The organism is Bacillus cytotoxicus NVH 391-98 (assembly GCF_000017425.1).
In the GTDB taxonomy this organism is placed as follows: Bacteria; Bacillota; Bacilli; order Bacillales; family Bacillaceae_G; genus Bacillus_A; species Bacillus_A cytotoxicus.
The window spans coordinates 3,991,450-4,017,177 of the sequence record NC_009674.1 but is presented as its reverse complement, the minus strand read 5'-3'; the positions used below and the strand labels follow the sequence as shown (position 1 = coordinate 4,017,177).

20 protein-coding genes and 3 pseudogenes are annotated in these 25,728 nt (G+C 33.5%); 9 read left to right on the top strand and 14 right to left on the bottom strand.

What is annotated here, in order from left to right; all coding sequences use genetic code 11:
- The first annotated feature begins 24 nt into the window (after positions 1–24).
- The 5 genes and pseudogenes from lrgA (at position 25) to msrB (ending at position 3,709) form a co-directional block, all read left to right on the top strand.
- Positions 25–456, top strand: a complete 432-nt coding sequence (gene lrgA / locus BCER98_RS19915) for an antiholin-like murein hydrolase modulator LrgA (protein WP_012096404.1) — start codon at positions 25–27, stop codon at positions 454–456.
- 32 nt (positions 457–488) lie between these two features.
- Positions 489–1,181, top strand: coding sequence for an antiholin-like protein LrgB (gene lrgB / locus BCER98_RS19910; protein ID WP_012096403.1), 693 nt, complete (start codon positions 489–491; stop codon positions 1,179–1,181).
- 310 nt (positions 1,182–1,491) lie between these two features.
- Entirely contained in the window at positions 1,492–2,535 is a 1,044-nt protein-coding gene (locus tag BCER98_RS19905) for an AI-2E family transporter (RefSeq protein ID WP_012096402.1), read from the top strand.
- 208 nt (positions 2,536–2,743) lie between these two features.
- Positions 2,744–3,208: pseudogene (msrA, locus tag BCER98_RS23785) on the top strand (peptide-methionine (S)-S-oxide reductase MsrA); the annotation flags it as partial.
- 15 nt (positions 3,209–3,223) lie between these two features.
- Entirely contained in the window at positions 3,224–3,709 is a 486-nt protein-coding gene (gene msrB, locus BCER98_RS23780) for a peptide-methionine (R)-S-oxide reductase MsrB (RefSeq protein ID WP_373367238.1), read from the top strand.
- A gap of 16 nt (positions 3,710–3,725) precedes the next feature.
- Here the strand turns inward: msrB and BCER98_RS19895 are convergent, their stop codons facing one another.
- Positions 3,726–6,845 carry an efflux RND transporter permease subunit gene (locus BCER98_RS19895; protein WP_012096400.1) on the bottom strand — a complete coding sequence of 1,040 codons (3,120 nt, stop codon included), beginning with the start codon at positions 6,843–6,845 and terminating at the stop codon, positions 3,726–3,728.
- A gap of 169 nt (positions 6,846–7,014) precedes the next feature.
- Here BCER98_RS19895 and BCER98_RS19890 point away from each other — a divergent pair, with 169 nt between their 5' ends.
- Entirely contained in the window at positions 7,015–7,890 is an 876-nt protein-coding gene (locus BCER98_RS19890) for a TetR/AcrR family transcriptional regulator (RefSeq protein ID WP_012096399.1), read from the top strand.
- 40 nt (positions 7,891–7,930) lie between these two features.
- On the opposite strand, the gene BCER98_RS19885 is transcribed toward BCER98_RS19890, so the two are convergent.
- The 5 genes from BCER98_RS19885 to BCER98_RS19865 all read right to left on the bottom strand — a co-directional run bounded on the left by BCER98_RS19885 (position 7,931) and on the right by BCER98_RS19865 (position 16,204).
- The gene (locus BCER98_RS19885; RefSeq protein WP_081428421.1) at positions 7,931–9,541 is read right to left on the bottom strand and encodes an ABC-F family ATP-binding cassette domain-containing protein; all 1,611 of its coding nucleotides are present in this window, start codon (positions 9,539–9,541) and stop codon (positions 7,931–7,933) included.
- A 150-nt stretch (positions 9,542–9,691) separates the two neighbouring features.
- Positions 9,692–10,630, bottom strand: a complete 939-nt coding sequence (locus BCER98_RS19880) for a glycosyltransferase family 2 protein (RefSeq protein WP_012096397.1) — start codon at positions 10,628–10,630, stop codon at positions 9,692–9,694.
- Positions 10,631–10,715: 85 nt separating this feature from the next.
- On the bottom strand, positions 10,716–13,400 hold the full coding sequence (locus tag BCER98_RS19875; RefSeq protein WP_012096396.1) for a YfhO family protein: 2,685 nt from the start codon (positions 13,398–13,400) through the stop codon (positions 10,716–10,718).
- Between the two features lie 325 nt (positions 13,401–13,725).
- Positions 13,726–15,147 (bottom strand): flippase, encoded by a 1,422-nt coding sequence (locus BCER98_RS19870; protein ID WP_012096395.1) that lies wholly within the window; start codon positions 15,145–15,147, stop codon positions 13,726–13,728.
- Between the two features lie 76 nt (positions 15,148–15,223).
- Positions 15,224–16,204, bottom strand: coding sequence for a glycosyltransferase family 2 protein (locus BCER98_RS19865; RefSeq protein WP_012096394.1), 981 nt, complete (start codon positions 16,202–16,204; stop codon positions 15,224–15,226).
- Between the two features lie 243 nt (positions 16,205–16,447).
- Here BCER98_RS19865 and BCER98_RS19860 point away from each other — a divergent pair, with 243 nt between their 5' ends.
- Complete coding sequence (locus tag BCER98_RS19860; RefSeq protein ID WP_012096393.1) at positions 16,448–17,740, top strand: ArnT family glycosyltransferase; 1,293 nt, start codon at positions 16,448–16,450, stop codon at positions 17,738–17,740.
- Positions 17,741–17,800: 60 nt separating this feature from the next.
- Here BCER98_RS19860 and BCER98_RS19855 read toward each other — a convergent pair whose 3' ends face one another.
- The 3 genes from BCER98_RS19855 to BCER98_RS19845 form a co-directional block, all read right to left on the bottom strand.
- Positions 17,801–18,187, bottom strand: coding sequence for a DUF2304 domain-containing protein (locus BCER98_RS19855; protein WP_012096392.1), 387 nt, complete (start codon positions 18,185–18,187; stop codon positions 17,801–17,803).
- Positions 18,188–18,193: 6 nt separating this feature from the next.
- Positions 18,194–18,922, bottom strand: coding sequence for a glycosyltransferase family 2 protein (locus BCER98_RS19850; RefSeq protein WP_012096391.1), 729 nt, complete (start codon positions 18,920–18,922; stop codon positions 18,194–18,196).
- Between the two features lie 318 nt (positions 18,923–19,240).
- Positions 19,241–19,753, bottom strand: coding sequence for an acyl-CoA thioesterase (locus BCER98_RS19845; protein ID WP_012096390.1), 513 nt, complete (start codon positions 19,751–19,753; stop codon positions 19,241–19,243).
- A 319-nt stretch (positions 19,754–20,072) separates the two neighbouring features.
- Between BCER98_RS19845 and BCER98_RS19840 the strand changes: the two genes are divergently transcribed.
- Positions 20,073–21,386 carry a glycosyltransferase family 39 protein gene (locus BCER98_RS19840; RefSeq protein WP_012096389.1) on the top strand — a complete coding sequence of 438 codons (1,314 nt, stop codon included), beginning with the start codon at positions 20,073–20,075 and terminating at the stop codon, positions 21,384–21,386.
- Positions 21,387–21,390: 4 nt separating this feature from the next.
- A pseudogene (locus BCER98_RS21550) lies at positions 21,391–21,534 on the top strand (transposase); the annotation flags it as partial.
- A gap of 249 nt (positions 21,535–21,783) precedes the next feature.
- Here the strand turns inward: BCER98_RS21550 and BCER98_RS19835 are convergent.
- From BCER98_RS19835 to BCER98_RS19820, 5 genes and pseudogenes are all read right to left on the bottom strand, one after another.
- Positions 21,784–22,662: a DUF4179 domain-containing protein gene (locus BCER98_RS19835; protein ID WP_012096387.1), complete on the bottom strand. Its 879-nt coding sequence runs from the start codon at positions 22,660–22,662 to the stop codon at positions 21,784–21,786.
- A gap of 3 nt (positions 22,663–22,665) precedes the next feature.
- Entirely contained in the window at positions 22,666–23,196 is a 531-nt protein-coding gene (locus BCER98_RS19830; RefSeq protein WP_012096386.1) for an RNA polymerase sigma factor SigX, read from the bottom strand.
- A 461-nt stretch (positions 23,197–23,657) separates the two neighbouring features.
- Entirely contained in the window at positions 23,658–24,464 is an 807-nt protein-coding gene (locus BCER98_RS23775) for a methyl-accepting chemotaxis protein (RefSeq protein ID WP_373367237.1), read from the bottom strand.
- Positions 24,462–24,839: pseudogene (locus BCER98_RS23770) on the bottom strand (protoglobin domain-containing protein); the annotation flags it as partial. The pseudogene BCER98_RS23770 and the gene BCER98_RS23775, both read right to left, overlap by 3 nt.
- Before the next feature lie 244 nt (positions 24,840–25,083).
- On the bottom strand, positions 25,084–25,716 hold the full coding sequence (locus BCER98_RS19820) for a trimeric intracellular cation channel family protein (RefSeq protein WP_012096383.1): 633 nt from the start codon (positions 25,714–25,716) through the stop codon (positions 25,084–25,086).
- Positions 25,717–25,728: the final 12 nt, after the last annotated feature.

Sequence of the window (25,728 nt, the reverse complement as noted above, 5' to 3'; positions counted from 1 at the left end):
ACCAAATCGAAAGAGGTGGCCAAAATGAGTACAAAAAAAGTATATAGTTTTTTATCACAAGCATTTATTTTTTCAGCTATTATGTTAGTTTCTCATATGATTGCATCACATTTACCAATTCCAATGCCTTCTTCAGTAATTGGATTAGTCATTTTATTTAGCTTATTATGCTTAAAGATTATTAAATTGGAACAGGTTGAGTCACTTGGAACGGCATTAACAGGCATTATCGGCTTCTTATTCGTTCCATCTGGAATTTCCGTTATCAATTCTCTTGGGGTAATGGGGCAATATTTTGTACAAATCATCACTGTAATTGTTGTTGCAACAGTTATTTTATTAGCAGTAACAGGTTTATTTGCTCAATTTATTCTAGGAAAAGGTGGAAAAGAACCGATAGATACAAAACAATTAGACACTTTAGGTAAAGGACATAAGCACGGAAAAGTTGCGTAATAGATTGTATACGTGGTTAGGAGGTAATGGACATGGCAAGTACAATGACTCCATATTTCGGAATTGTTGTTTCATTAATTGCATACGGGATCGGAACATTCTTATTTAAGCACTCAAAACAATTTTTCTTATTTACACCGCTATTTGTAGCAATGGTATTAGGGATTGGCTTTTTAAAGGTTGGAAATTTCACATTTGAAGAATATAATACTGGTGGTAAAATCATTAGCTTCTTTCTAGAGCCAGCTACAATTGCTTTTGCAATTCCATTATATAAACAAGCTGATAAATTGAAAAAATATTGGTGGCAAATCTTATCTGCTATCATTGTCGGTTCTATTTGTTCAGTAGTGGTTGTGTTCATTGTTGCAAAAGCTATTCATTTAGATACAGCTATTATGAATTCTATGTTGCCACAAGCAGCAACAACAGCAATTGCATTGCCTTTATCAGAAAGTATCGGTGGTATTCCAGCCATTACATCTTTTGCTGTTATCTTTAACGCGGTAATTGTATATGCGCTTGGAGCATTATTCTTAAAAACATTTAGGGTCAAAAATCCAATTGCGAAAGGATTAGCATTAGGAACAGCAGGACACGCACTCGGCGTTGCAGTCGGAATTGAAATGGGTGAAGTGGAAGCAGCGATGGCAAGTATTGCAGTAACAGTAGTTGGGGTTGTAACAGTTGTTGTTATTCCATTGTTTATGCCGCTGATTGCGTAATCAGATATCAGTTTAATCCTGATAGAAGCAAGCTATTTGTAGAACAGATTTCTACTGATAGCTTGCTTTTTATGTTACAGTAGTGGTATGACCTATTTTATTTTTCCTTAAATCTTTATTAATACTTTATATAATGCGTTCTGAAAAGGACTATTATATTGTAAAATAGAAAGGAAAGGCCAGATCTTAATCTAGCAGAAAGAAGATAAGAAATGGATTTTAATCAACACAAAAAATTTGTGGGGAAGAGAAAGAGAACCTACTTATGATAAGTCTTACTTTATAGGACAGGAGAGATTACTCGTCGATTATGCAAATGAAAAACCTGTTTCAAAGCAAAGGATTTCAAAGGTTACTGATACTTTTATTATTAGCTCTTATATTATATGGGCTAAAAAGCATGTTTAATTTAATTTTAATTACGTTTATCCTGACATATTTAATGGATCGATTCCAGAAATTTATTTCTAGAAAACTCGATCATTTTATGCTGATTAACCGAAAAATTATTATAGCGTTTTTATATATCATGTTTGTTGGTGGAATTACAATTACATTATTTAAATATCTACCTGTGTTAACAGTACAAATTTCACAATTAATTTATCAATTTAATGTATTCCTTAAAAATCCACCAGATAATGATATGATAAAGGCTTCTATTCATGCGATTAATCATATGGAGCTTTCGAAGTATATAGGGCAAGGTGTAGATATTATTTATAAGTCCATTGCAAATGTTGGGAAATTCGGTTTGCAATTTTTACTTTCTTTAATTTTGAGCTTATTCTTCTTGTTGGAAAAAGCACGTATTGTTGCATTTACAGAAAAGTTTAAAGAGAGCAAACTTGCTATTTTCTATAATGAAATTGAATACTTTGGGAAGAAATTTGCGCGTTCTTTTGGGAAGGTAATTGAAGCACAATTTTTAATTGCTATTGTGAATTGTGTGCTATCCGTGATTGCACTATGGATTTTAGGATTTCCACAGTTACTTGGTCTATCATTAATGATCTTTCTATTAGGTTTAATTCCGGTGGCGGGTGTAATTATCTCATTATTTCCACTTTGCATGATTGCATATAATATTGGTAGCATTACTTATGTTATCTATATATTAATTATTGTGGCTGTTATTCATGCGCTTGAAAGTTACGTATTAAATCCAAAATTTATGTCACAAAAGACGAACTTACCTATTTTTTATACATTTATGGTATTGATTTTTTCTGAGCATTTTCTAGGTGTTTGGGGGCTAATCATTGGTATCCCAGTCTTTATGTTCCTATTGGATGTTTTAGATGTCACGAGCGATGAAATCGAAAAAGGGGCTAATGAAAAAATAGAGTCTTAAAAAGCATCAGATAAGGATGCTTTTTCTTTTATCCTGCTATTTTAGGGCAGTAAGACTCCCACCTCAAAAGGTAGATGCCTGTAACAGCCCGATTGGTGAGGGTTCATAATCAGTGGGGATGAAAAAACAATGATTAGAGTTTCACTTTATAACTTCATTTCATATATGCCATACTGTAAGAAGAATACAAATAATTGAGGTGAAAGAAATGTCTATCAATGAAAAGGTAGAGCTTGCGACGTTTGCGGGAGGTTGCTTTTGGTGTATGGTTTCACCATTTGAAGAGATGGAAGGGGTTATAAGAATCATTTCTGGTTATACAGGTGGTCATAAAGAAAATCCAACTTATAAAGAAGTTTGTTCTGAAACGACAGGACATTATGAAGCAGTTCAAATTACATTTGACCCAGATAAAATGCCGTATGAAAAATTATTAAATATGTATTGGAGACAAATTGATCCAACAGATGCGGGTGGACAGTTTCATGATCGTGGGCAATCATATGAAACAGCTATCTTTTATCATAATGAAGAGCAACGGAAACTAGCTGAAGTATCGAAAAAGGAGCTTGCTGAGAGCGGGCGTTTTTCTAAACCAATTGTTACGAAAATTATTCCAGCATCTACATTCTATCCAGCTGAGGAGTATCACCAAGATTATCATAAGAAAAATGCATTCCGTTATGCATTGTATCGCCAAGGATCAGGACGTGATGCATTTATTAAAAAGCATTGGCCAAAAGATAATGCACATTTAAAAGAACAATTAACGGAGATGCAATTTTATGTAACGCAGGAAAACGGAACAGAACCTCCATTTCAAAATGAGTATTGGGATCATAAAGAAGAAGGACTATATGTAGACATCGTGTCTGGTGAACCGCTATTTACTTCCTTAGATAAATTTGATAGTGGCTGTGGTTGGCCAAGCTTTACAAAGCCTGTTATGGCAGCCAGTGTAAAAGAAAAAATTGACCTTAGTCATAATATGACGCGTACAGAAGTAAGAAGCAGGGAAGGCGATTCACATCTTGGCCATGTTTTTCCAGATGGACCAGGACCAAACGGTCTTCGCTATTGCATTAATTCAGCAGCACTTCGATTTATTCCAAAGGAAGACTTAGAAAAAGAAGGATATGGAGATTTTCTAATCTTGTTTCATCAAAAAAAATAACCTCGCGATTGCGAGGTTATTTTACTGTTTTCTTTCTAAATTTGCTGAGCACTTCATATACAATCGGAACAATGAGAAGTGTTAGTAATGTTGAACTTGTTAATCCGCCAATTACTGTTACCCCAAGTCCTTTTGAAATTAAACCGCTACCTTCAAATCCAAGTGCAAGAGGAATTAAAGCACCAATTGTTGCGATGGCAGTCATTAGAATTGGTCGTAAGCGCGTTGAGCCGGCTTCTAATAATGCTTCACGTGTTGATAAGCCTTCTTGTTCCTTATGAATGACACGGTCGATAAGCACGATTGCATTCGTGACAACAATACCGATTAACATAAGCGCACCAATCATTGCCGATACACTTAATGTTTCACCTGAAATGAGTAGAGCAACAAGTGCCCCGATAATTGTAAATGGAAGTGAGAATAAAATCGCAAATGGTGCAAGTGCGCCGCCAAATGTCACAACAAGAACGAAGTATACAATGGCAATTGCCGCTAACATCGCTAATCCAAGTTGTGTAAAGGATTCTTGAATATCTTTTGTAACACCGCCCATAGAAACTTCTACGCCAGAAGGAAGGTCCATTTTATCTATTTCCTTTTGAAGTGCCGCAGATGCTTTAGAAACGTCATCAGATGTTATTTTTGCGTTTACGGATGCGTAAATACGCCCATCACGATGTGTAACTGTATTGGAAGTTTCGCCTTCTTTCACAGTCATAACATCCTTAACAGCTACTTCGTTGCCAAGTGGGGTTTTCACTTTACGATTTGTTAAATCATCAATTGCTTCATAATCATGTTTATCTGCTTCTACATAAACATTGATATCTTTACCATCTTTTTTTATTGTCGTAAGAACAGGACGGTCATGTTGATTAGAAAGTTCCATGCCAACTTGAGCAGCAGTTAGCCCCATTTTACTTAATTTTTGCTGATCTGCGACTAACGTGTACTCTGCATATGTTTTGGAAAGGCTAGAATCGATATCTTTCAAATCCTTTTCTTTCTTCATGATATTTTGAATATCTTTCACGACAGGTTTGATGTCTTCTAAACGATCTCCGTATACGTATAGCTTAATTTCATTGCTGCCTCCGCTAGCTCCGAAGTCTTGGCTTTTCCATTCACCTTTTCCTGTCATCTTTTGTAAATCTTTCATCACCTGTTCTTTTTCTTTCTCAAAGTTTTTTATGTCATTATCGTATTGAACAAAGAACATAGCTTGATTTGTTTTACCTGGGCTCATTGGGTTTTCTCCGCCTAATGAGAACTGAATGGTTTTTACATCTTTTTTATTTTGAAAGTGTGTTTCGGCTTTTGTTGCGATTGCTTTAACGTCTTCTAATGTTTGCCCTGGATCAGGGTTATAGGTTGCAATCATCATTTTTTCTTCTTCATCTGGTAAGAAGCTTACACCGATAACTGGTACAAGTGCAAGACTACCAACCAATAGAAGAACAGCGATACTAGATGTAATGATTTTATGATTAAGTGCCCAATTCAGTACGCGCTTGTAGCCGTTTGCTAATTTACTTGGTTTCTCTTTATGGTGTACCTCTTTTTCTCTCATACTTTCTTTCTTAAATAAAGAATGAGCTAACATCGGTACAATGGTGATGGCCACAAGTAACGAAGCGAGTAATGCAAATACGATCGTTAAGGCAAATGGTAAGAACATTTCACCAATCATACCTTTTACAAGCCCAAGAGGTAAAAATACCGCAATTGTTACAATTGTTGAAGACATAATAGGAATAAACATTTCTTTTGTTGCTACGCGAATTAAGTCTTTTCCGCGTAATGGTTCTTCTGGTAAAGACATGCGGCGGTAAATATTTTCAATTACAACGATTGAATCATCGACAACGCGTCCAATCGCAACTGTCATTGCCCCAAGTGTCATAATATTGAGTGTAATATCCATTTGCTTCAATACTAAAATAGCAATGAGTAAAGAAAGCGGAATGGAAACAACAGAAATTAATGTTGTTCGAATGTTTCGTAAGAACAACATGATAATAATGATAGCAAAGATGGCACCAAATATTGCTTTGCTAAGCATCGTATCAACTGATTTTTCAATCGGTGTACCTTGATCGAATGTCGAAATAATCTCTAAATCTTTATATTTTTTTTCAATATCTTTCACTTTATCTTTTACAGCATTTACAACATCAACTGTATTTGCATCAGTTGCTTTTACAACTTGAATACCGATCGCTTCTTTACCATTTGTACGAGAAATGGATTCAGCTTTCCCAACTTCTTTCACATCAGCGATTTCTTCAAGGTTGACAGTTGGAATACCAGCAGTCATGCCCGGATTCATTTGTGGTGCTTCTGTTTGAGGAGAAGAAGTCGCTCCGGGCCCACTTTGGTTGCTTGCTGCTGAAATAGTAGGGATCTTCATTTCTTTTAAGGCTTGAACTGTTGTTATATTTCCATCTACAACAACTGATTTTTCGCTATCTTTAAATGTGTATAGACCAAGTGGCAGAGATACATCAGAACCTTTAATGATATTTTTAACCGTATCCTCACTTAAGCCTAATTCTTTCATTTTATCTTTTTTAAAGACGAGTTGTACTTCATCTACTTGTTGTCCTGAAATTTGAACAGAGGCAACACCATCAAGGCCTTTTAACGCTGGAACAATACTTTTTTCAACCTTTTCAGTTAAAGTAGCTAAAGGTTCGTCTTTACTCGCTACACTTAATGCAATAACAGGAAAGGCATTAAAGTTTACACGAGAAACCTTTGGGTCCTTTACGCCTTCCGGTAGTTTTACATTAGCGATTGCTTCTTTTACTTCAGTTTCAGCTTTCTCCATATTTTTATCAAAATCATATTCTACTTGAATAGAAGATGCATTTTGATAAGAGGAGGAGCTTACAACGTTCACCCCGTTTAAATTTTGCAGTTGCTCTTCCATCGGCTTTGATATTTTATCTGCAACTTCTTGCGGAGTAGCTCCAGGATAAACCGTTGTTACTGTTACAACAGGGGTGGTGATATCAGGAATTGTTTCTAATTTCATATTTAAACCAGAGTAAATTCCCGCAGTGGTAACAATAATGGTTAATAGCCAAACTGCGAACTTATTTTTTAACGAAAAGTTAATGATCTTGTTCATGTTTGCGCTCCCTTATTATGTATTGACCAATCGGTCAGTCTAACACATAATATAACTGACTGAATGGTCAGTCGTCAATAAAAAGAAATGTTATAATACTGTTAAGATAAAGTGGAAATAACAACTATAATGTAAAATTATGATGTAAAGTTCTATTAGGAGAGAAAATATGAAAGAAAAAGAACGCTTAATTATTGAAATGGCAATGAAGTTATTTGCAGCGAAAGGTGTTAACGCAACATCCGTACAAGAAATCGTGACAGCGTGCGGGATATCAAAAGGAGCTTTTTATTTATATTTCAAATCAAAAGACGAATTGCTTCTAGCTACTCTTAAATATTATTATGAAAAAATTCAAAGTAAAATGATGAAAATTGACAAAGAATCATTACTACCACGCGAAAAATTTGTCAAACAATTATATTGTCAGTTTCATGATATACAAACGCATAAGGAATTTATTATTATGCATGCAAGGGAGAATGCAATTCCATTTAATAAAGAAGTAGAAGCATTTATGATGAACATGAAAATGGAGTCACATGCATTTTATCGAAATAGTATATTGTCTATTTATGGTGAAAAGGTCACTCCGTATTTGTTAGATCTTGTAGTGATAGTAGAAGGGATTTCCCGAGCGTATTTAGAATTAATCATTTTAAATGAAACAGAAATTAATTTAAATCATGTTTCCACATTTATTTTAAAAAGAATGGATGACATTGTAGAAGGTCTTGTAAATTCTGGTGAGGAACCTGTTTTGCATGAAGAACAATTAGGACAACTTCTTTGCAGTTCAGACTTAATAAAAGAGCAAGTGAAGGAACAATTTCTACAGGAAATTATTATGTTTAAACGTAATTTAGCTGATGAATTAGAAAATGATGAGTTATTAGTTACATTGGATGTTTTAGAAGCAGAAATGAGAGTAGCAAATCCAAGAATACCAGTGATTCAAGGAATGTTAGCAAATTTAAAGCGTTACGATAATTTAATGGATTTTCGACTTCGATTAGCGAAATATTATGAGATAGATATAATTTAAAATCAATAGAGGTGAATCATAACAGATCCACCTCTATTGATTATTTGTCAGATTGTGCCCATTCTTCTACATTCCAAACTTTTGTTACCCAATCTTGGTAAAAGTCAGGTTCGTGACATACAAGAAGAATCGTTCCTTTGTATGCTTTCATTGCTTTTTTTAGTTCCTCTTTTGCTGTTACATCCAGGTGGTTTGTTGGCTCGTCAAATAGTAACCAGTTACTTTCTTTACCCATGAGCTTACATAAACGAACTTTTGCTTGCTCACCACCGCTTAATTGACTCAATGGGCGCGTAATATGTTCATTTTTTAAACCGCATTTTGCTAACATTGCTCGAATTTGATGTTGATCTAAATTCGGGAATGTATTCCAAACATCATCGATAGGTGTTATATGATCAGCTTTTACTTCTTGTTCGAAATATGCTGGTTCTAAGAAGTCACCAAGGCTTGTTTTTCCGCTTAATGGCTTAATTTTACCTAAAATTGTTTTTAATAATGTTGATTTCCCAACACCATTACATCCAACAATTGCAATTTTTTCACCGCGTTCAATTGTCATTGTTAGTTTCGGCAATAGTGGATGTGTGTAACCAATTTCTACATCTTCTCCTTCAAAGACAAAGCGGCTACTTGCGCGAGATTCTTTGAAAGAGAATTCAGGTTTAATCGCGGTTTCTGGACGATCGATTCGCTCCATGCGATCAAGCTGTTTTTGACGGCTTTTTGCTCGGCCTGTTGTAGAGTAACGAGCCTTATTTTTCGAGATGAACTCTTCTTGCTTTTTAATAAATTCTTGCTGTTTTTGATACGCTTGTAAATGTTGATTTTTATTGATTTCAGCTAGTTCTAAAAACTTCTCATATGTCGCTGTATAACGCGTCATTTTGGAGAATTCTAGATGGAAAATGACATCCACACATTTGTTCATAAACTCTGTATCATGAGAGATTAACAAGAATGCATGCGGGTATTCTTTTAAATAGTTTGTTAACCATTGAATGTGTTCAACATCTAAATAGTTAGTAGGTTCATCTAGTAATAATACTTGTGGTTGTTCAAGCAGTAACTTTGCAAGCAATACTTTTGTACGCTGCCCACCACTTAATGCAGAAACATCACGATCTAGACCAATTGCATCAAGACCGAGGCCACGCGCAGCTTCTTCAACTTTAATATCTAGTAAATAGAAACCACCAGCTTCAAGGGCATCCTGAATATTAGCCATTTGGTCTAAAAGCGCTTCTAATTCTTCCGGTGTCGCTGTAGCCATTTTTTCTGTAATGATATTTAATTCTTTTTCTTTCTCAAATAAAGGTAAGAAGGCATCTGTTAGAACGTCACGAATTGTTCGGCCAGGTGTTAAGATTGTATGCTGATCTAAATAGCCATAATGTGTACCAGGCGTCCACTCGATGCGCCCTTGGTCATGAATAAGTTGTCCAGTAATAATATTCATAAATGTTGACTTTCCAACACCATTTGCACCAACTAATCCAACATGTTCATTCGCTAATAAACGCATGGATACATCTTTAAAGAGAGTACGATCACCAAATGTGTGTCCTAAATTTTCAACTGTTAATAAGCTCATAGTATCCTCCGTCCATTTCAAAATAGTATCTTGAATCATGATACTAAATTCTCGAATATAATGCTATCCTTTCAGAATGTATAATTTTTCAAGAAAAGGTTGCGTATTTTATAAAAAGGAATATATATGAAGAAAAATGTTATGTAGGGATTATGATAGTAAAAAGTTACTTCTAGATGATATAGAAGTAACTTTTTCTTTTTCCTATTAGACTTTTTGTTTTACTTCACTTACTTTTTTCTCTGCCACAATAAAATGTGGTCTGCGTTTTGTTTCATAGTAGATACGGCCAATATATTCACCAATGACGCCTAAGAAGATGAGCTGGATACCACCGATGAATAATATAGCGGAAATTAAAGTGAAGTAACCAGGTACATCAATTCCATCGATCATAATCTGTATAAATGTCGTGATTACGTATAAGATTGCTAAAAGTGTTGTTAGTAATCCAAGGTATATAGATAAGCGTAATGGTTTATTATTAAAAGAAATAACGCCATCTATTCCGTAATTCAACAACTTAGAAAAAGTCCATTTACTTTCTCCATCAGAACGTAATACATTTTCATATTCAATGATTAATTCTTTAAATCCAATCCAGGAGAATAAACCTTTAGAAAATCGATTGTATTCGCTTAAAGAGAGTAATGAATCTACTGCTCTTCTACTTAAAAGTCTAAAATCGCCGATACCATCGACTAATTCAATATCAACAAACGTATTCATAACTTTGTAGTATAGACGGGAGATGAAAGAACGCATAGGGGAATCACCTGTTCTTGTTCTTTTTGCAATCACTTGGTCATATCCGTCATTGTAACCTTCTAACATATCCTTTATTAAAGCAGGCGGGTGCTGTAAGTCAGCATCCATAATAACAACTGCATCGCCTGTAGCATATTTTAAGCCAGCCAACATGGCAGCTTCTTTTCCAAAGTTTCTGCTAAATGATATATAGTGTACAGCTGAATCTGAATTTGCTAAATCTCGTAAAATATCCAATGTATCATCTTTACTACCATCATTAACAAAAACAAATTCATAATCGGTATCTAATTTATGAACTTCAAGAGAAGTTTCTGAATAAAAAGCTCGAAGTACTTTTTCTTCATTGTAACAGGGTACTATTATTGAAAGAGTCATCTTTGACCCTCCTTGTTTGTAATAGTGCTATGATTCAGGATATTCCTTATTTGAGAAGAAGGAATAGCCCTAACTGGATGTATGTTTACTTATTGTTGTGTAAAAAGGTAAGCTCTTTATTTCTTTTTTTGCGTCCGAAAAATAATAAAGTGGAGCAAATGATGAATGAAATAATGGATATAATCAAACCTAATTTGAAGTAAGGTGTGACATACTTCATTTCAATTATATGAGATCCTTTTTGAATTGGAACGCCTATGAATGCAGAGTTTGCTTTCGTAAATTCTGTCTCTTTCCCATCTACTTTTATAGTCCAACCTTTACTATATGGAACAGACAGATAGAGTAATCCGTCTTTACTTGAGTTAACTTGACCTTTTAAATAGTTATTTTTATAAGAGATATTTTGAAGTCTATTTTCAGTTAATTTTTTAGTTTTTTCTTGGATGTTTTCGTAATTCACAATGTTGACTTGCAGGTCTTGTAACTCATATTCACCTGGTCCAGGGATTTTATCAGTAATAGAAATCGTCAATTCGTTTGGATGATTGTTCTTTCCAAGATTATAAACAAATCTTTCTAATGGGTATGCATATGCACCTGCATCGTCTCCTTTACTCATGTCTTTTCCATTCACAATTGCATGGAAGGAGCCTTTATTTTTAATTTTTAATTCCACAAGAAGGTCTCCTACAACATTAGGTGGATCAATAGGTACTATTATGCGACCATCTTCATGAACCGTAAGCATATTGTTATTGTTTTCAATATTTTCGAATTGGATCTGCTCGGTTTTAATCGGTACTGGTTTGACATCAAGCCTTTTTGTATCAAAATGTTTTAATGAAAAATCTTTTATGTTATCAACGACTACAGCATCCAACAACAATTGATCTCGCTCAGCAAAGTTTAGTTTAGAAAACTCTTTATCATCTATCCCTGATTCATACACATATCCTAATGGCAACGCATATTCATTTTTATAAATGTTATATGGCCCTACTTGTTTTAATTGTTTATAGCCATAAGGAATATTAGCTGCATCGGTATCTGCGCTTAATATGTAATATTTCACACCTAACATATTTTCAAGAAGGAGTCGGTTATCTAATTGGAAAAACATAGAAGGTGTATCGAATCCTTGAAAAACATTGTATTTATTTTTCATAAAGTCATGAACATAATAATTGATTAGGCTATGATAAGCACTTGCACCATGATATTCCTGAAGCATTGGTGTATTACGAAGGCTGCCCGGATTAATAATACGGTAAAAATCTTTATCATGATCTTGAATATAGCGAATAGCAGCAATTTCATCTTGATTATCGTATCCAGATGCATGTAAAGATTCTTTTGTAACATTTCGTTGTCCAAAGGGTTTGCTTAGTACATTTTCTGAATACATGTAATTGATAAAAATTACATTGATAAGAACATTTAGGATCACTAAGAACTGTAAGAAAATTTTAGACAGATAGCGCCATAAACATATTGTGAGGATAGAAATTACGATGACACTTATCAGCATATGATCGACTTCGTCTAATGGCTGATCATTGATGTTTACTTTTCTCATGAATGCATAAATGAACAAGCCAGTAGCTAACAATGCACTTATGAGATACATCAATTTATTCTCTTTTTTATGAAGGAGCATCCAGTCTAAAATGTACGCAACCGTTTGGGCAATTATAAATGAAAATAAATAGTACCAGCGATATTGCATAGCGGAAAAACCATTAAAAACAGAATAAGTATATGGAATCATGTAAAGAATAAGCATAAAGAATGTAAATAATACTTTATTCAATACGAATTTATCACGTATAAATAAACCGATTATAATTAAGAATAAAATCAAGACAGGAAGTGCTAATTGATAGTATTCCGCGTTATTGATGAAGAAAATACTTTCCAGCAAATTTTTATAAAATGTCTCTTCAAAGAATAAAGGAATATCAAATTTCTTTGTGAGTCGATCAGCATTAAATACAGCATTTACAGATGGAAGAAAGAATACGGCTACTAAACCGAGTGATAATCCATATAAAAAAGTAATCCTAATATAGTAAGTTAGGAAAGATTGAATCGTTTTATTTTGCTGTGTCGTAAAGTATTGAAAAAATGCATAAATATAAATGAAAATACTGGTTATAAAAGCAAAATAAAAGTTAGATGCTAGCATTAAAGCGGTAGCAAATAGGAATAGTCCTTTTTTTCTTTCTATAATATATCGATCGAATCCCCATAATACGAGTGGTAGAAAAACGATAGCATCCGCCATAAAATCCCAAAGTAAAGAGTGACGAATAAAAGTAATACATCCACCGTATATAATGGCAGAAATAAAAGATGAAAAGGTTGTTTTATGGTGATAACGCAAAGAACCGTACATAAAGAGCATCGCTAAAAAACTTTTGAAAATGCTCATATATAATTTCATATCATAGATTTGCTCTATATTTAACTTAGGAAGCAATAATGTGATCCAAAAGAATGGCGCCGTACTATAGTAATAACTGAATTCTCCAAATAAGTCGCCGCCTAATCCATAATTCCAGGACCAAAAGAAATTACCATCTTTAAAAGCATGTTGCAGGAGAAAAGTAAAGAATCCGAATTGAGATAATGCATCTCCTGAACCAGAAAATATTTGATCTGATGTTAAAAAGAAGTAATGAAAAATAAAAGCACATAGTAATAACAATGGAATGATAATAAAAGTGCTTTTATGGAAAAAGGTCTTATTGTCTTTTTCAAAATACATGAAAATTCGAGTTCCTCCCTTTAAATCAAAGTCGTTTTATATCATATTTAATTAGCGTAAATCATGTAAAAACACACCGTTTATGGACAGGGTGTGTTTTTAGTTTTTGCGTGAAAAGATATACTTTTCATACATTGGATTATGATGGATATCTATCTTTCAGTATAAAGTATTATCAGAAAGTAAGTCAATTTAACCTAGAAGCATCATTACGGTGATTTACCCCTGTTATTCATGGACAGTAAGGCGTCGCCAATGTCTACGAAATAAAATAAAAACTTCAATGTCCTTTTCATATCATAAGATGAAAAAAGGACGTTGAAGTTTAAGCTTCTTTACGAAGTACCTTTTTATTTACAAATTCTAAAATTAATTTACGGATTTGTGGATCAATAACAAGTCCAATCATACCAAATAATAAGCCTGTAAGTATGAGAGCAACTAATGACGGTAGAGTAACGAATATCATACGATATGCGCAATAGCTAATAGCAAAGGCTAAGGAGTTAAAGAGAATTCCTTTGAATAGAAGTTCAATACCTTTATGAATAAATAGAGTAAATCCGATTAACAAGGTAACTTCTGTAAGAATAGCTGAAGTGGCAGCTCCCATCATTCCGAATTTACTACCTAATACAATATAGCTAATGATGGCAACGACTAAACCAATTGCCATTGTTAATGTACGCTTCCATTGCTGACCAATCGTTGTTAAGTTATCAGCAAGGGGATAGTTAATGGATTGTAAAATAACCATAAATGCTAAAATGGCGAGGGCATTACCAGCTGGTGCATACTCTTCGCCCAATAAGCTAACAATCCAAAAATTTGGATCAGCAATAAATGGAATCGAAATCCCCATTCCTAAAAATGACATCAACTTTAATTCAAAATGTGATAGCTTTCGATGTTCTTCCACATTTTTCTCATTTCCAAAAGCAAATAGTTTCGGATAAAATGCTGCGGCGATGACACCAGGGATTTGATAAAGAACAGCTGGGATTTTGGATGCAGCACCGAAAAATCCAACCTGTTTTAATGTTGATACTTTTTCCAAAATAATCGGACCAAGCTGTGGCAATAGCATAATAATAATGCCATTAATTGTGAAAACGAGCAGTTGATCTAAAATTCCGGGGTCCCAGCCCTTATGAATCGTTGTATAACGAGTTACCATTATAAAGGCAATCAGTCCTGTTACAAGGCTTGACGCTCCATACATTGCTGCAACCATCATAAGTGACCACTTAAAGCTCATGCCGAGTAAAAGTGCCACTGCTGCTGTTACACCTTGTAATACAGAGATAATAGCAGTAAATTGCATGCGTTCTGTTACTTGGAAGTAAGCCATTCCGACACCTTGTAAAGTGGCACCAAACATTGTTGGCAATACAACTAAATATACCATTGCACGTAAATAAGCATTATCATAGAAAAATTGTGCGAAAATGGCAAAGAGAATCGAAATAATAACGGCTAAAATGAAGCGAACGCGTAGATAACTGCTGATAAGCTCGCTAATATTAGCGTTTTGTTTTGTCCCCTCACGCATAAAAGTATGTGTTAAACCAGCATCTGTAAAGTAACAAATGACAGCAGAAACAGCTAGTGCCGCTGTAAACATACCATAATCATGAGGTGAAACATATCTTGCAAAGAGAATGGTTGCAATTGCAAGTACAAACCGAACGATAATATTTCCTACAAAAAGATAGGATGCATTTTTTAGGATTTTATTTGTTTTCATTGCAAATACCTTTCTATTCTTTGGACGCTGTATGTCCAGTTTATAAAATGGAAAGAATGTGTAGCATGATTCTGTTTTAAGAAAACAGAAACTTCATTCGAACAAACCAAAGCATTGCATATAATTTTTTGCTTCGTTTTCCGTTTTTAGAATAAATTTTACGGCAATATTTCTTTATATCCTGTTTGATTAATTGAACTTGTGACTTTTCTAGTTTTGCATTCTCTTTAATATAGATACAAGCATTATTGATAACAGTATATGGGAATAGATATGTTTCAATCATTTGAATCAGTTCCTCAGAGTCTCTTGTTATCAAATCTGAAAATTTATGATGAATCCAGTCATTCATTCGATGAAATACTTCTAATTCTTTTTTTGTTTTTAATTCATAATCTTTATATTTAGAAGATAGATTTCCTTCTGATAAGATTCGATAATAAGTTAAATATTCCGCTACATAGCACACGTTTGTGACACTCATGAGTTTAAATAAAAATTCTAAGTCTTCTCCCCAACTGCAGCCAGGTGTAAAACGGATATCATGATTCATAACGATAGAGCGTTTAAAAATCCACGTACTTGTTTGGGCAACAACTTGATGTGTTAAAAAGGCTTTTGTCATATCGCCTTTTATAAAGTTGGTTACATGTTCTACCTTCTCACCTGTTTCTTCATAGAAGTTCATATAGCCGCAATAACAAGCATCCATATTGTTTAAATGCATACTTTGTACTTGCTTTTCTATTTTACTTGGATGCCATAAATCATCGCTATCAAGAAAAGCAACATATTCACCATTAGCGTGCTCAATTCCTGTATTACGAGCAACAGATACACCTTGATTTTTCTGATGGATATAGCGAACCTTCTCTGGATGTTTTCGCTGAAGTTCTTTTACAATTGTGGGTGATTGATCTTTACTACCATCATCTACAACTATAATTTCAATGTTTTGATAAGTTTGATTTAGTATAGATTGCATCGTTTCTTCAATATACTTTTCCGCATTATATAGCGGGATTACAACAGAAACGAGTTGTTTTTGTTCCGTCATAGCGTTTTATCTCCTCTAGTTTTTTATGTTTTGTATCATATATACAAGCCTTTTATAAAGGAAGAAGATTACAAGAACATCTGTATAAGTTTACCGCATATAAACTTTGTAAATCAACTTTACTAATTATTATACCTTGTTTAAAAGAGCGGATGTTATATAATAGTAATAATTTAGATGGGAATGTCATTTGCTCTGTTGTAACAAAGAGATGTACGTATGTAACCAAAGGGAGGGACTTCCATGTTAGAACAGCCGACTCAAAAGGTCAAATGGGCTCTTTTGAGTATGATTTTGCTTATAGGATTTTTGTTTCGCTTTTTGACTTTAACAACGTATGGTGTTGACTTAACAATTGCTAGTGATGATATAGGTTACCAAAATAGTGCAAAGGTTTTATTGGATACTGGTATGCTAACATATCATGACCCAGCTAAACCAACTATTCATATTATGCCAGGGCAATCGATGTTATTAGCCTCTATATTTTATCTTTTTGGTAGTGGTGCTAGTGGACTATTTATAGCTAAATTAGTAATGATGCTTTTTGGTGTAGCTAGCATTTATATGACTTATAAAATTGCCACGTACATCTTAAATCCAGCATCGGGATTGATAGCTGCGCTTCTATTAGCTTGTTATCCTCCAGAGGTAGTAGTGGAAAATTTAACATTAACAGAGGGACCATTTCTATTTTTTTCACTTGGTTTATTATATTGGAGTTTAAAGTTAGCCAATACTCACGCAATGAAAGACCTTTTCATTGTATTACTCTTTTATTTTTTAGCTTTGTATTTTCGGGTGCAAATCGCATTATATCCAATTTTACTCTTTGTGTACCTTTTAATAAAGCGCTATCCATTTCGTATTATGATGAAGCAAGCGATCGTTAGTTTTGTATTATTGTGTATTATCCTTGGGCCCTGGTGGGCTCGCAATTATATTCAATTTCATCAGTTTATTCCTTTAACTGCTGGAGCAGGAAATCCTTTATTACTTGGAACTTATCAAGGAGAAGGGTATCCAAAAGAAAAGGGTATGGATGAAATTGAGGGGGAATTGCATGAAAAATATCCTCATATTGAGGCGCATGAATTTATGCAAATGGAGAAAGAGATTGCAGTGAATCGCATGAAGGAATGGTGGCGTACAGATAAAGAATCTATGCTAAGAAGTTATCTTGTTTTAAAACCAGAAATTCTATGGGAAAAGCCTTATTATTATCCAGGTCATAATATAAAGATATTTGATATTTCAGGGGAAGGTATGAAAGGATTTTTTGAGTTTATTAAACAATTATTTTTCATTTGTACAATTCTTTCATTCGTATTATGTTGGAGAAAATGGAGAGAGTATATATTTTTATGGATTCTTCTTCTTTTTCAAACATATTTCACGTCTTTATATGTTGCCTATGAACGCTATGCACTACCATTAATGCCGCTTTTATTTATTATAATAGGAATAGGAATTACAGTGGCTATAATGAAAGTAAGAAAACTCTTTTTAAAGAAAGAGTCTACTGTGACAGGGTAATAAAACCCCCTTCTATTTTATGGAAATAGAAGGGGGTATTTAAATTTGGAAATAGATTGTTTATTGTTCGTTTAAGCGAGATAATTGTTGTTCTTGGCTTTTTAATTGTTGTTCTTTATGCTCTAATTGTTGTTTTAATAATGCGTAATCTTGCGTTAATGTGACAAGTTGATGATGAAATTTAGAAATCTTTCGCGTTAAGTCAAAAATTAACACGAAGCAGAATAAAAGCCCGAATAAAAATAAGACAGATGGAGGATACTCCACTTTTAACAACTGGCCAATCCAATTTATAATCTTATCTGTAGAGCTTAAGATAGCCATAGAGATACAAACAAAAATCCATAAAATAGAGTACTTTGTTTCCAAAGTTCCTTGACGGATAGAATTAATAATTAGAAAAAATAATAATAGAATAAAGATAAATGAAAAGGTAATTATAGGCATTCATTATCAACCTTTCACGATTTTTTGCATTAAGATAGCTAGACTTACTTTAATCATGTAATATGCGGATTTAAGAGGTGTAATAGAAGATTGTCCACCTTGTCTTTCTTGCATATTGACAGATATTTCGTTAATGCGAAGTTTTTTCTTTTTTAAGTGAATCAGAACTTCGGGTTCTGGATAATCCTTTGGATAATTATGTGCAAAAATTTTAATCACTTCACGATTAATAGCACGGTATCCAGAAGTTGGATCCATAAATGTTTGTTTTGTTAATAGTTTTAATAAGGCAGTGAAATAGAAAATGCCAATTCTTCGTGAAATGCTACCTTTATATGCTGTTTTTTCTGTAAAGCGAGAACCTAACACCATGTCGCATTCATCTTCAGCAATTGGTTTGATAATTTTGTATAAATCATCAGGATTATGTTGTCCATCGGCGTCGAACTGAATTGCAATGTCATATCCATTTTCATAAGCATATTTGTAACCAGTTTGTACAGCGGATCCAATCCCTAAGTTGTATGGTAAATTTACAAGATGTACAGGAAAATTTTTTACGATATCAGATGTTTTATCTTTTGAACCATCATTTATGACACAAATACTAAGTTGTGAAAAATGTTGTTTTAGTTTTAAAAGTCTAGTTAGCGTATCAGCGATTGCTTCCTCCTCGTTATAAGCAGGAATAATAATCAATGTTTTTGGTATTGAAATTGGCACCTCAACAGACATTATCGCACCATCCCTTGTATATTTAATATATTATAGTTCTTTTTAAATGCACTTTATCTAATATACCACTAATAGTATACCAAAATAAAGGACAAGCTGAAGTGGGATTTACAAAGAAAAGGGAGTATATTCCATTTTTTTCAGTTGGTAAGACTTCACTTCAACATTCCGTAAAAGTAAGGAAGTTAGATAGAAGAGATATGAAGCCCTAGAATAAAGAAAGTTCTACTTCATCAATCTTGATTTTATTTATTATTATTTTATTGTAATAAAAAAATACATGCAAAGAAAAGGAATCATCTTTGCATGTACGAGAAATTATATATTCCACGGTTTATTTAAAGTTAATACTTCAGCCATTTCTTTACTTTTTAAACGACCTTTTTTACGATTTTCTGCACGCTCTGCACCAGTTGTATAGAGCCAATGTTCTTCATCAGTTTCTGGAAGTACTTGTGGCACAGAAGATGGTCTGCCATCTTTTAGTGCAACGAATGTGATGAAACAAGTGGCAGCAATACGACGTTCACCAGATAATAAATTTTCTGCGACGACCTTTACGAATACTTCCATGGAAGATTTTCCTGTGTAACATACAAACGCTTCATAACAAACAGAATCAGCTTGATGAATCGGTGTTAAGAAATCGACAGAATCAATAGATGCTGTTACACAATGCTTACGGCTATGTCTAGCTGCTGCAATCGAAGCAACGCTGTCAATTTCTGCTAATAATTTTCCGCCAAATAAAGTTTGATGATTGTTTAAGTCATTTGGAAAAACTCTTGTTGTTTTAATTGCTTTTGATTCCCTCATAAATTTTTTTTCCATATAACCATCTCCTATTTTCTGTTTTCAATCAGAGTGCTATGTTTTTTAGTATAAAAGGAATGTAATATTTGTCGGATTTTACTTCCGTTATAAATAAGTAAAATATGATAGGAAAGGAAGAATCACACTTTCGTATTTGTATGCATGTAACTGAAAGAAAATTTATTTTTATATAGATTGTAGTGTAAAAGAGGTTTCGCTTACATTGCAAGTAAAAAATGATGAACTCCCGATTTGTCATATAAATTCCCTATCAGCTATGTACTCATTCATGATAGAATCGTTTTGTCATAACTGGAGATAGAGGTGCTATGGACATATGAATCAAATCCAAACAGGTTTTTCATCTTTTTTTAGCAAAATGATTATTGGGTTACTGCTCGTGTTTTATGGTTATTCTTGGTGGTCATCTTTTGACGCGGCAAAGCAATTTTTTGGGGGAAGTACAACGAGTATGGTGATTGTGTTTATTATATTTGTTATACTTCTTTTATTGATTGCATCTATTTTGCAATATCGTTTTACAAATCAACAATTTCTTATTTTTCTCGTTAGCATAACGATTCTTGTTAGGCTTGGATTCGTTCTATTTGGAGACGCCCCGCTTATAGGCGATATGAAGTCGATGTATGAGTCTGCAAAACAAGTTGCGCTTGGAAATCGTATTGGTGCTGTTGCACAATTGCCTTTTATTCTTTACCAATCACTATTAATTCGTATATTTGGAGATACAATCTTCGTTTTACAATTATGCAATATTTTATTTTGTACCGGAACTGCATTTTTCATTTACCGAATAGCATCTATTGTATTTCAAGAAGAGTGCGGACGTATCGCGGCGGTCGTTTATGCTTTATATATCCCAAACATTCTTACTAGTGCTCTCTTAACAGCAGAACCGTTAGCAACATGTTTATTTTATTTTGCTTGTTATATCCTTTTACATAAAGGTTTGAGTCATTCTTATATGTGGATTTTTTCTGCAATTTTATTAGCATTCAGTAATATGATTCATCCTGTAGGTATCTTTTTAATGATCGTTGTGTTCGTATATGTCATGTTAATCGAAGTGTTTCAGGCATTACAAAAACAAAGTGTACTACTAAAAATGATAGGTCTAATTGTTATGTTTTATGTGATGCACTTTGGGATAAGCTATTGGATGCAAACGATAGGAATGCCTCAATACACAATCTCTAATGAGGCATATGTACAATCAGTCTTAATCGGAGAGCGTAATAATCAGCAGCAGGAAATGAAAAGTTCAAATATAAAGGAACATATCGATCAACAGTTGAATGAGATAGAGGTTGAGCGGTATGCTTTTCTAAAGCCAAGCATAGATCAATTATCAAGCGAAGGAATGAATTTTGTACTGTTTAAGTATGAGAAACTTACATATATCGTTATTACCTTATTTACAGCAATTGCTCTCCTGCATTTGATGATTAGAAAGCAGAAAAATGAGGGATACATGCTATTTATATTGCTTATTGTTGGATATATTGGGATGAAACTTTTTCATTCTAATACCGTATATGAAAATTTAATACTACCTGGGTTATTTATTGTACAAAGCCTTGGAGCTTATATGAGTTATTTCTATTGTCAAAAAATCTTTTTTAAAAAATAAAGTGAAACGCAAAGAAATAACTGAATATGTATTCGCAGATGCAAAAGAAAAGCATGGCATGCGTTGGACAACGTTAAGGGGACTTAAGAAATTGTCAATGCAGGCGATGCTTACTTTCGCTTCCATGAATTTGAAGAAGACAGCCTAAATTATAGGGCTAGTAGAGCACAACTCTCATTACTATGAAGAAAAGTTCTTATAAAATCACAAAAGGGGTTCGGAATGAGAACATTCCGAACCCCTTTTGTCGACAAACTGAAATGGGCTGTCCTACAATATGGAAGATAGAGTAAACACTATATAAGAAATGAATGTAAGAAAAACAAGAAAACATATAAACTGAGTATTAGATACATGCTGTGCTATTCTTTTTTTCATGTTAATTGGTTTTATTTTTTTAATGTGAATTATCAAGTTGAAACTCACCTTTCCAAGATCCAGCTACTTTTCCAATTTTATTTATATTTACATCTAATGTAAGGGGTTGTTTAAAAGCGTCTTTTTCTTCAGGGCTTGCAACAAATGTAATAACACCTTCTGGTTTATCATTATCACGAACGCCTAAATGTTCCAATTTTTTACCTGCTATGATAAGGTCAAAAGGAAGGAAATCATCTGAACCTTGGATAAAGGGTGTCTCAAATTCAAATGGTACTAAACTTCCATCCGCTTTTTCCATTCTATAATGGATTGATATACGTGAATCCGCGATATATAACTCTTTGAAATGTACTGTAATACCTTGATCTGTAATTTTTTCATCCATAGGAATATATTTGCCATTCTTCATCATATCTTGTGTGACACCATTTTCATCTTTTATTCCTTCATTTACAACCTTATCATTTGTAACTGCATCAGAAAAATATGAGGCAACATTTGTAGCCGCCACTTGTATTTGTGGAATCATTGCCGTTGTAAAAAGTCCTATTGAAGCTACTGCTGTGTAAATGAAACGTTTTGATTTTTTATTTATGTTTGTAAATAGCCCCTTTTTCTGTTGTTTTTTATGATTTATATTAGAAACATTGTCTAGTTTTGAACGATTTTCAAATGTTTTCCATGCTTGTTCTACATCAATTTTGAGTTCTTGTGGTGAATATGCCGATTCTTCATCTAGCATTACATTCTCCCATTGGTTTAATTTACTAATTTCTACTAATAAATCCTGACATGCTTCACATGTATCTAGGTGTTTTGTGAATTCTTTTCTTGTATCATGAGAAAGTTCTCCATCAATATATGTTTGAATAAATCCGATATCATTACATTTCATTTGTTATGCCTCCTCCATTTGTTTATAAATCTTGCGAAATTTCATTTTAGCTCGGACTAATAATGTTCCAATAGAAGATATTTCAATTTGAAGTATTGCTGCTATTTCTTTATATTGAAAACCAGAGAATTTCATTAGTAAAAGAGTTCGTTCTCGATCATTCATTTTATTTAATATCATTTGGACTTTTGTAATTTCTTCTTTTCTTATCCAATCATCGTCTAATGATGAAACATTTTGCACGTCATGGTATTGTATTTCTTTATTAATCTTTGCTTGATGTCTTTTTTCGGATCGTAGATGGTTATAAGCTGCATAAGTAGAAGATTTAATCAACCATCCAGGTATGTTTTCAATTGCTTTCCAATCACTATGATATAATTGTAAAAATACTTCTTGTGCTAACTCTTCAGCGATAGGTTGATTTTTAACAATCCATAGGATCTGTTTCACAGCGTAAACATAGTATTGTTTAAATATGTCTTCGAAGGTCATATCAGAAGCATGACTTTCTTTTTTTTCTATGGTTAACATGTTAGTTAAAACCTCACTTTCAATTTGATGCCTGTATTATATAGAAACCAGAAAAACAGATTTTGTGACAGTTTTTCTTCTTTTTTTATTATGTACTTAAAAAGCATTCCTCTAATTAAAAGATGAATGCAAAAAAGGGGGCTGGTGCAAAAAAAACTTTGAAATATCTGTAATTAATATCTAAAATTTGGATATTATGATACTAGTACTCTAAAAAGGACAACTTCACTTACAGGTGAAGTCTGTCCAAAGGCAGGCTTACCTCATCACAACTTGTCAAAATATGAAAAAAATAGCCCTCCATCTAACCAAAAAGGGGAGAGTGGAAGGCTATTTTTCTAAATTCTATTATTTTATGTTGTTTTTTTTCGTTATTTTCGGATGGTAAGACTCCACATTTAAGATTCGGAGTAGGTGGAATGAAATTTTTTTATCAGTAGGGAAGAGAACTCCAATGAATATTACCTAGTTAATTCCATTTGCAAATTCTCGGCAGTTAAAGCCATTTGCGAAGAATCGTCTTGAATCCTCTTCATAACCTGAGATATAACTTTTAGTTCATTTTCAATTTCTTTGTTTTGTTCTTTTGAATTTGACATATCATGAACAATTTCTTGGAAATAATGATCCGTTTCATGCATGCTAGCTGTTCCCTCAGATACAAGGGAGCTAATTTGTTCCACAGATGAGGAAACATGTATGATTTGCTTATTTGTTTTCTCAACTAGCTTTGTAACATTTGTGATAGATTCCTTCGTTTGTTCAGATAATTTACGAATTTCATCTGCCACAACCGCAAATCCTTTGCCAAACTCTCCCGCACGTGCAGATTCAATGGCTGCATTTAATGCAAGCAAGTTTGTTTGTTCAGCAATTGATTTTACAATATCGATGATTTCATTAATTTTTTTAGAAATGTCAAGAAGTTCCCTTGTGTCTGTAATAATTGTTTCCATATTAGATTGAATACTTTCCATTCGCTTATTTTGGGTGTCCAGCTGGTTTTTGCCCTTATTTGCCTTTTCTTCAGAGGTTATTGCTAACTCTGTACCTGTTTTGGCGAGTTCAACAATCTTTTCCGATTGAGTCGTTAATTGATGAATAGAGGCACTATTTTTTTCGGAAATGGCTGCAAGTTCCATGGCAATATGTTTAATCGTCATTGCAGTGATTTCTTTTTCTTTCTCATGTTCTTTTTGAATCTTTTCATATTCCGATTCATAAGCTGCAATAACAAGTTCTTGTTCGAGTGTGAACAATTTATTTATTACATTTAGAGAATAAGAGAAATCATCTATCGTTGAAATGTTTTCTTTTAAGATTTTCATAACAGAACGGAATAGTTCTTGATAGGCAGCTGTATACCATTTTCTATGTAATCCAATTTTGACATGTTTTTTAGCAATTCGAATACGACGTTCTATAAACTCTTCATCGATATTACCACCAAATAACTCCTTAATATGTTGCATTAAAGTTTGCTTTAATTTTGTTACGGAACTATAGCGTTCAATGATTTCAGTTAAGCGTGGCTGCTTTGTAATATTGCTATAAAATTTATCTGTTATCCATTCTAGTTGCTCGTAAATAAAAGGTTGTAATACTTTCACAACTTGTAGGTCTTCTTTCGTAATATGAAGCATATCCATCTGCGTCTTTAATTCAGAATTTGTCACATGGAAGGTTATTTTTTGATGTCGACTTAATTCGATAATACTTGTACTGCTATGTGAATCCTTTTTTTTGAAAGCCCCAAACATTGCTCTTTCCCCCTGTTATATAAAACGTTTTCATTTTGTATTCTTGTTTCATTATAACCATTTCTCTAATATTACTCTATATTAATATCGAATATAATAAAATAAGAGAACTTCTTTTGAAATTCTCTTAATGACCTTTAGTTATTTTCGCATGTGTTTTAAAGAAAACGGGGAAATGTACATTATATATAACTGTGACTACGCGTATGATGAATGTTACGAGTAAACAAACATAGAAAGCTAATACGTGTGCACCTAGCCCATATGTAATCAAGAAGCTAATTGCACCGAGGATGGAAGCAATGGCGTAAATTTCTTTGCGAAATACATAAGGGATGTCTTGTGCACAAATATCACGCATAATCCCTCCGCCAATACCTGTAATCACACCCATTGACACAACTAAAAAGGGAGCATCAACATGATGTAACATTGCCGCATTAGCACCGATTGCAGTGAAAACGCCTAAGCCAACCGCATCAGAAAGCATAATCACAACTTGTAATTTGTTAATACGCTCGAAAAACATACAAGTAAAGAGTGCAGATAATACACTCACAAAAAAGTAAATTGGTTTTATAAATGCAACGGGAGGTAGGTTACCAATCAAAATATCACGGATAATTCCGCCACCAAGTGCAGTAGCTACAGCTAAACAAAGGACACCAAAAAAATCTAGATCTTTCTTTAAACCAACTAATGTACCAGAAATAGCAGCGGCGATAATACCAAGAAACGTAAAGATATCGATTAATAACATGGCTTAAATCCC

Bases quoted from the DNA above. Each gene is read 5' to 3' on its own strand.
- lrgA (WP_012096404.1), top strand. From the start codon at position 25: ATGAGTACAAAAAAAGTATATAGTTTTTTATCACAAGCATTTATTTTT.
- lrgB (WP_012096403.1), top strand. From the start codon at position 489: ATGGCAAGTACAATGACTCCATATTTCGGAATTGTTGTTTCATTAATT.
- BCER98_RS19905 (WP_012096402.1), top strand. From the start codon at position 1,492: ATGCAAATGAAAAACCTGTTTCAAAGCAAAGGATTTCAAAGGTTACTG.
- BCER98_RS19895 (WP_012096400.1), bottom strand. From the start codon at position 6,845: ATGAACAAGATCATTAACTTTTCGTTAAAAAATAAGTTCGCAGTTTGG.
- BCER98_RS19890 (WP_012096399.1), top strand. From the start codon at position 7,015: ATGAAAGAAAAAGAACGCTTAATTATTGAAATGGCAATGAAGTTATTT.
- BCER98_RS19880 (WP_012096397.1), bottom strand. From the start codon at position 10,630: ATGACTCTTTCAATAATAGTACCCTGTTACAATGAAGAAAAAGTACTT.
- BCER98_RS19875 (WP_012096396.1), bottom strand. From the start codon at position 13,400: ATGTATTTTGAAAAAGACAATAAGACCTTTTTCCATAAAAGCACTTTT.
- BCER98_RS19870 (WP_012096395.1), bottom strand. From the start codon at position 15,147: ATGAAAACAAATAAAATCCTAAAAAATGCATCCTATCTTTTTGTAGGA.
- BCER98_RS19865 (WP_012096394.1), bottom strand. From the start codon at position 16,204: ATGACGGAACAAAAACAACTCGTTTCTGTTGTAATCCCGCTATATAAT.
- BCER98_RS19860 (WP_012096393.1), top strand. From the start codon at position 16,448: ATGTTAGAACAGCCGACTCAAAAGGTCAAATGGGCTCTTTTGAGTATG.
- BCER98_RS19855 (WP_012096392.1), bottom strand. From the start codon at position 18,187: ATGCCTATAATTACCTTTTCATTTATCTTTATTCTATTATTATTTTTT.
- BCER98_RS19850 (WP_012096391.1), bottom strand. From the start codon at position 18,922: ATGTCTGTTGAGGTGCCAATTTCAATACCAAAAACATTGATTATTATT.
- BCER98_RS19845 (WP_012096390.1), bottom strand. From the start codon at position 19,753: ATGGAAAAAAAATTTATGAGGGAATCAAAAGCAATTAAAACAACAAGA.
- BCER98_RS19840 (WP_012096389.1), top strand. From the start codon at position 20,073: ATGAATCAAATCCAAACAGGTTTTTCATCTTTTTTTAGCAAAATGATT.
- BCER98_RS19835 (WP_012096387.1), bottom strand. From the start codon at position 22,662: ATGAAATGTAATGATATCGGATTTATTCAAACATATATTGATGGAGAA.
- BCER98_RS19830 (WP_012096386.1), bottom strand. From the start codon at position 23,196: ATGTTAACCATAGAAAAAAAAGAAAGTCATGCTTCTGATATGACCTTC.
- BCER98_RS19820 (WP_012096383.1), bottom strand. From the start codon at position 25,716: ATGTTATTAATCGATATCTTTACGTTTCTTGGTATTATCGCCGCTGCT.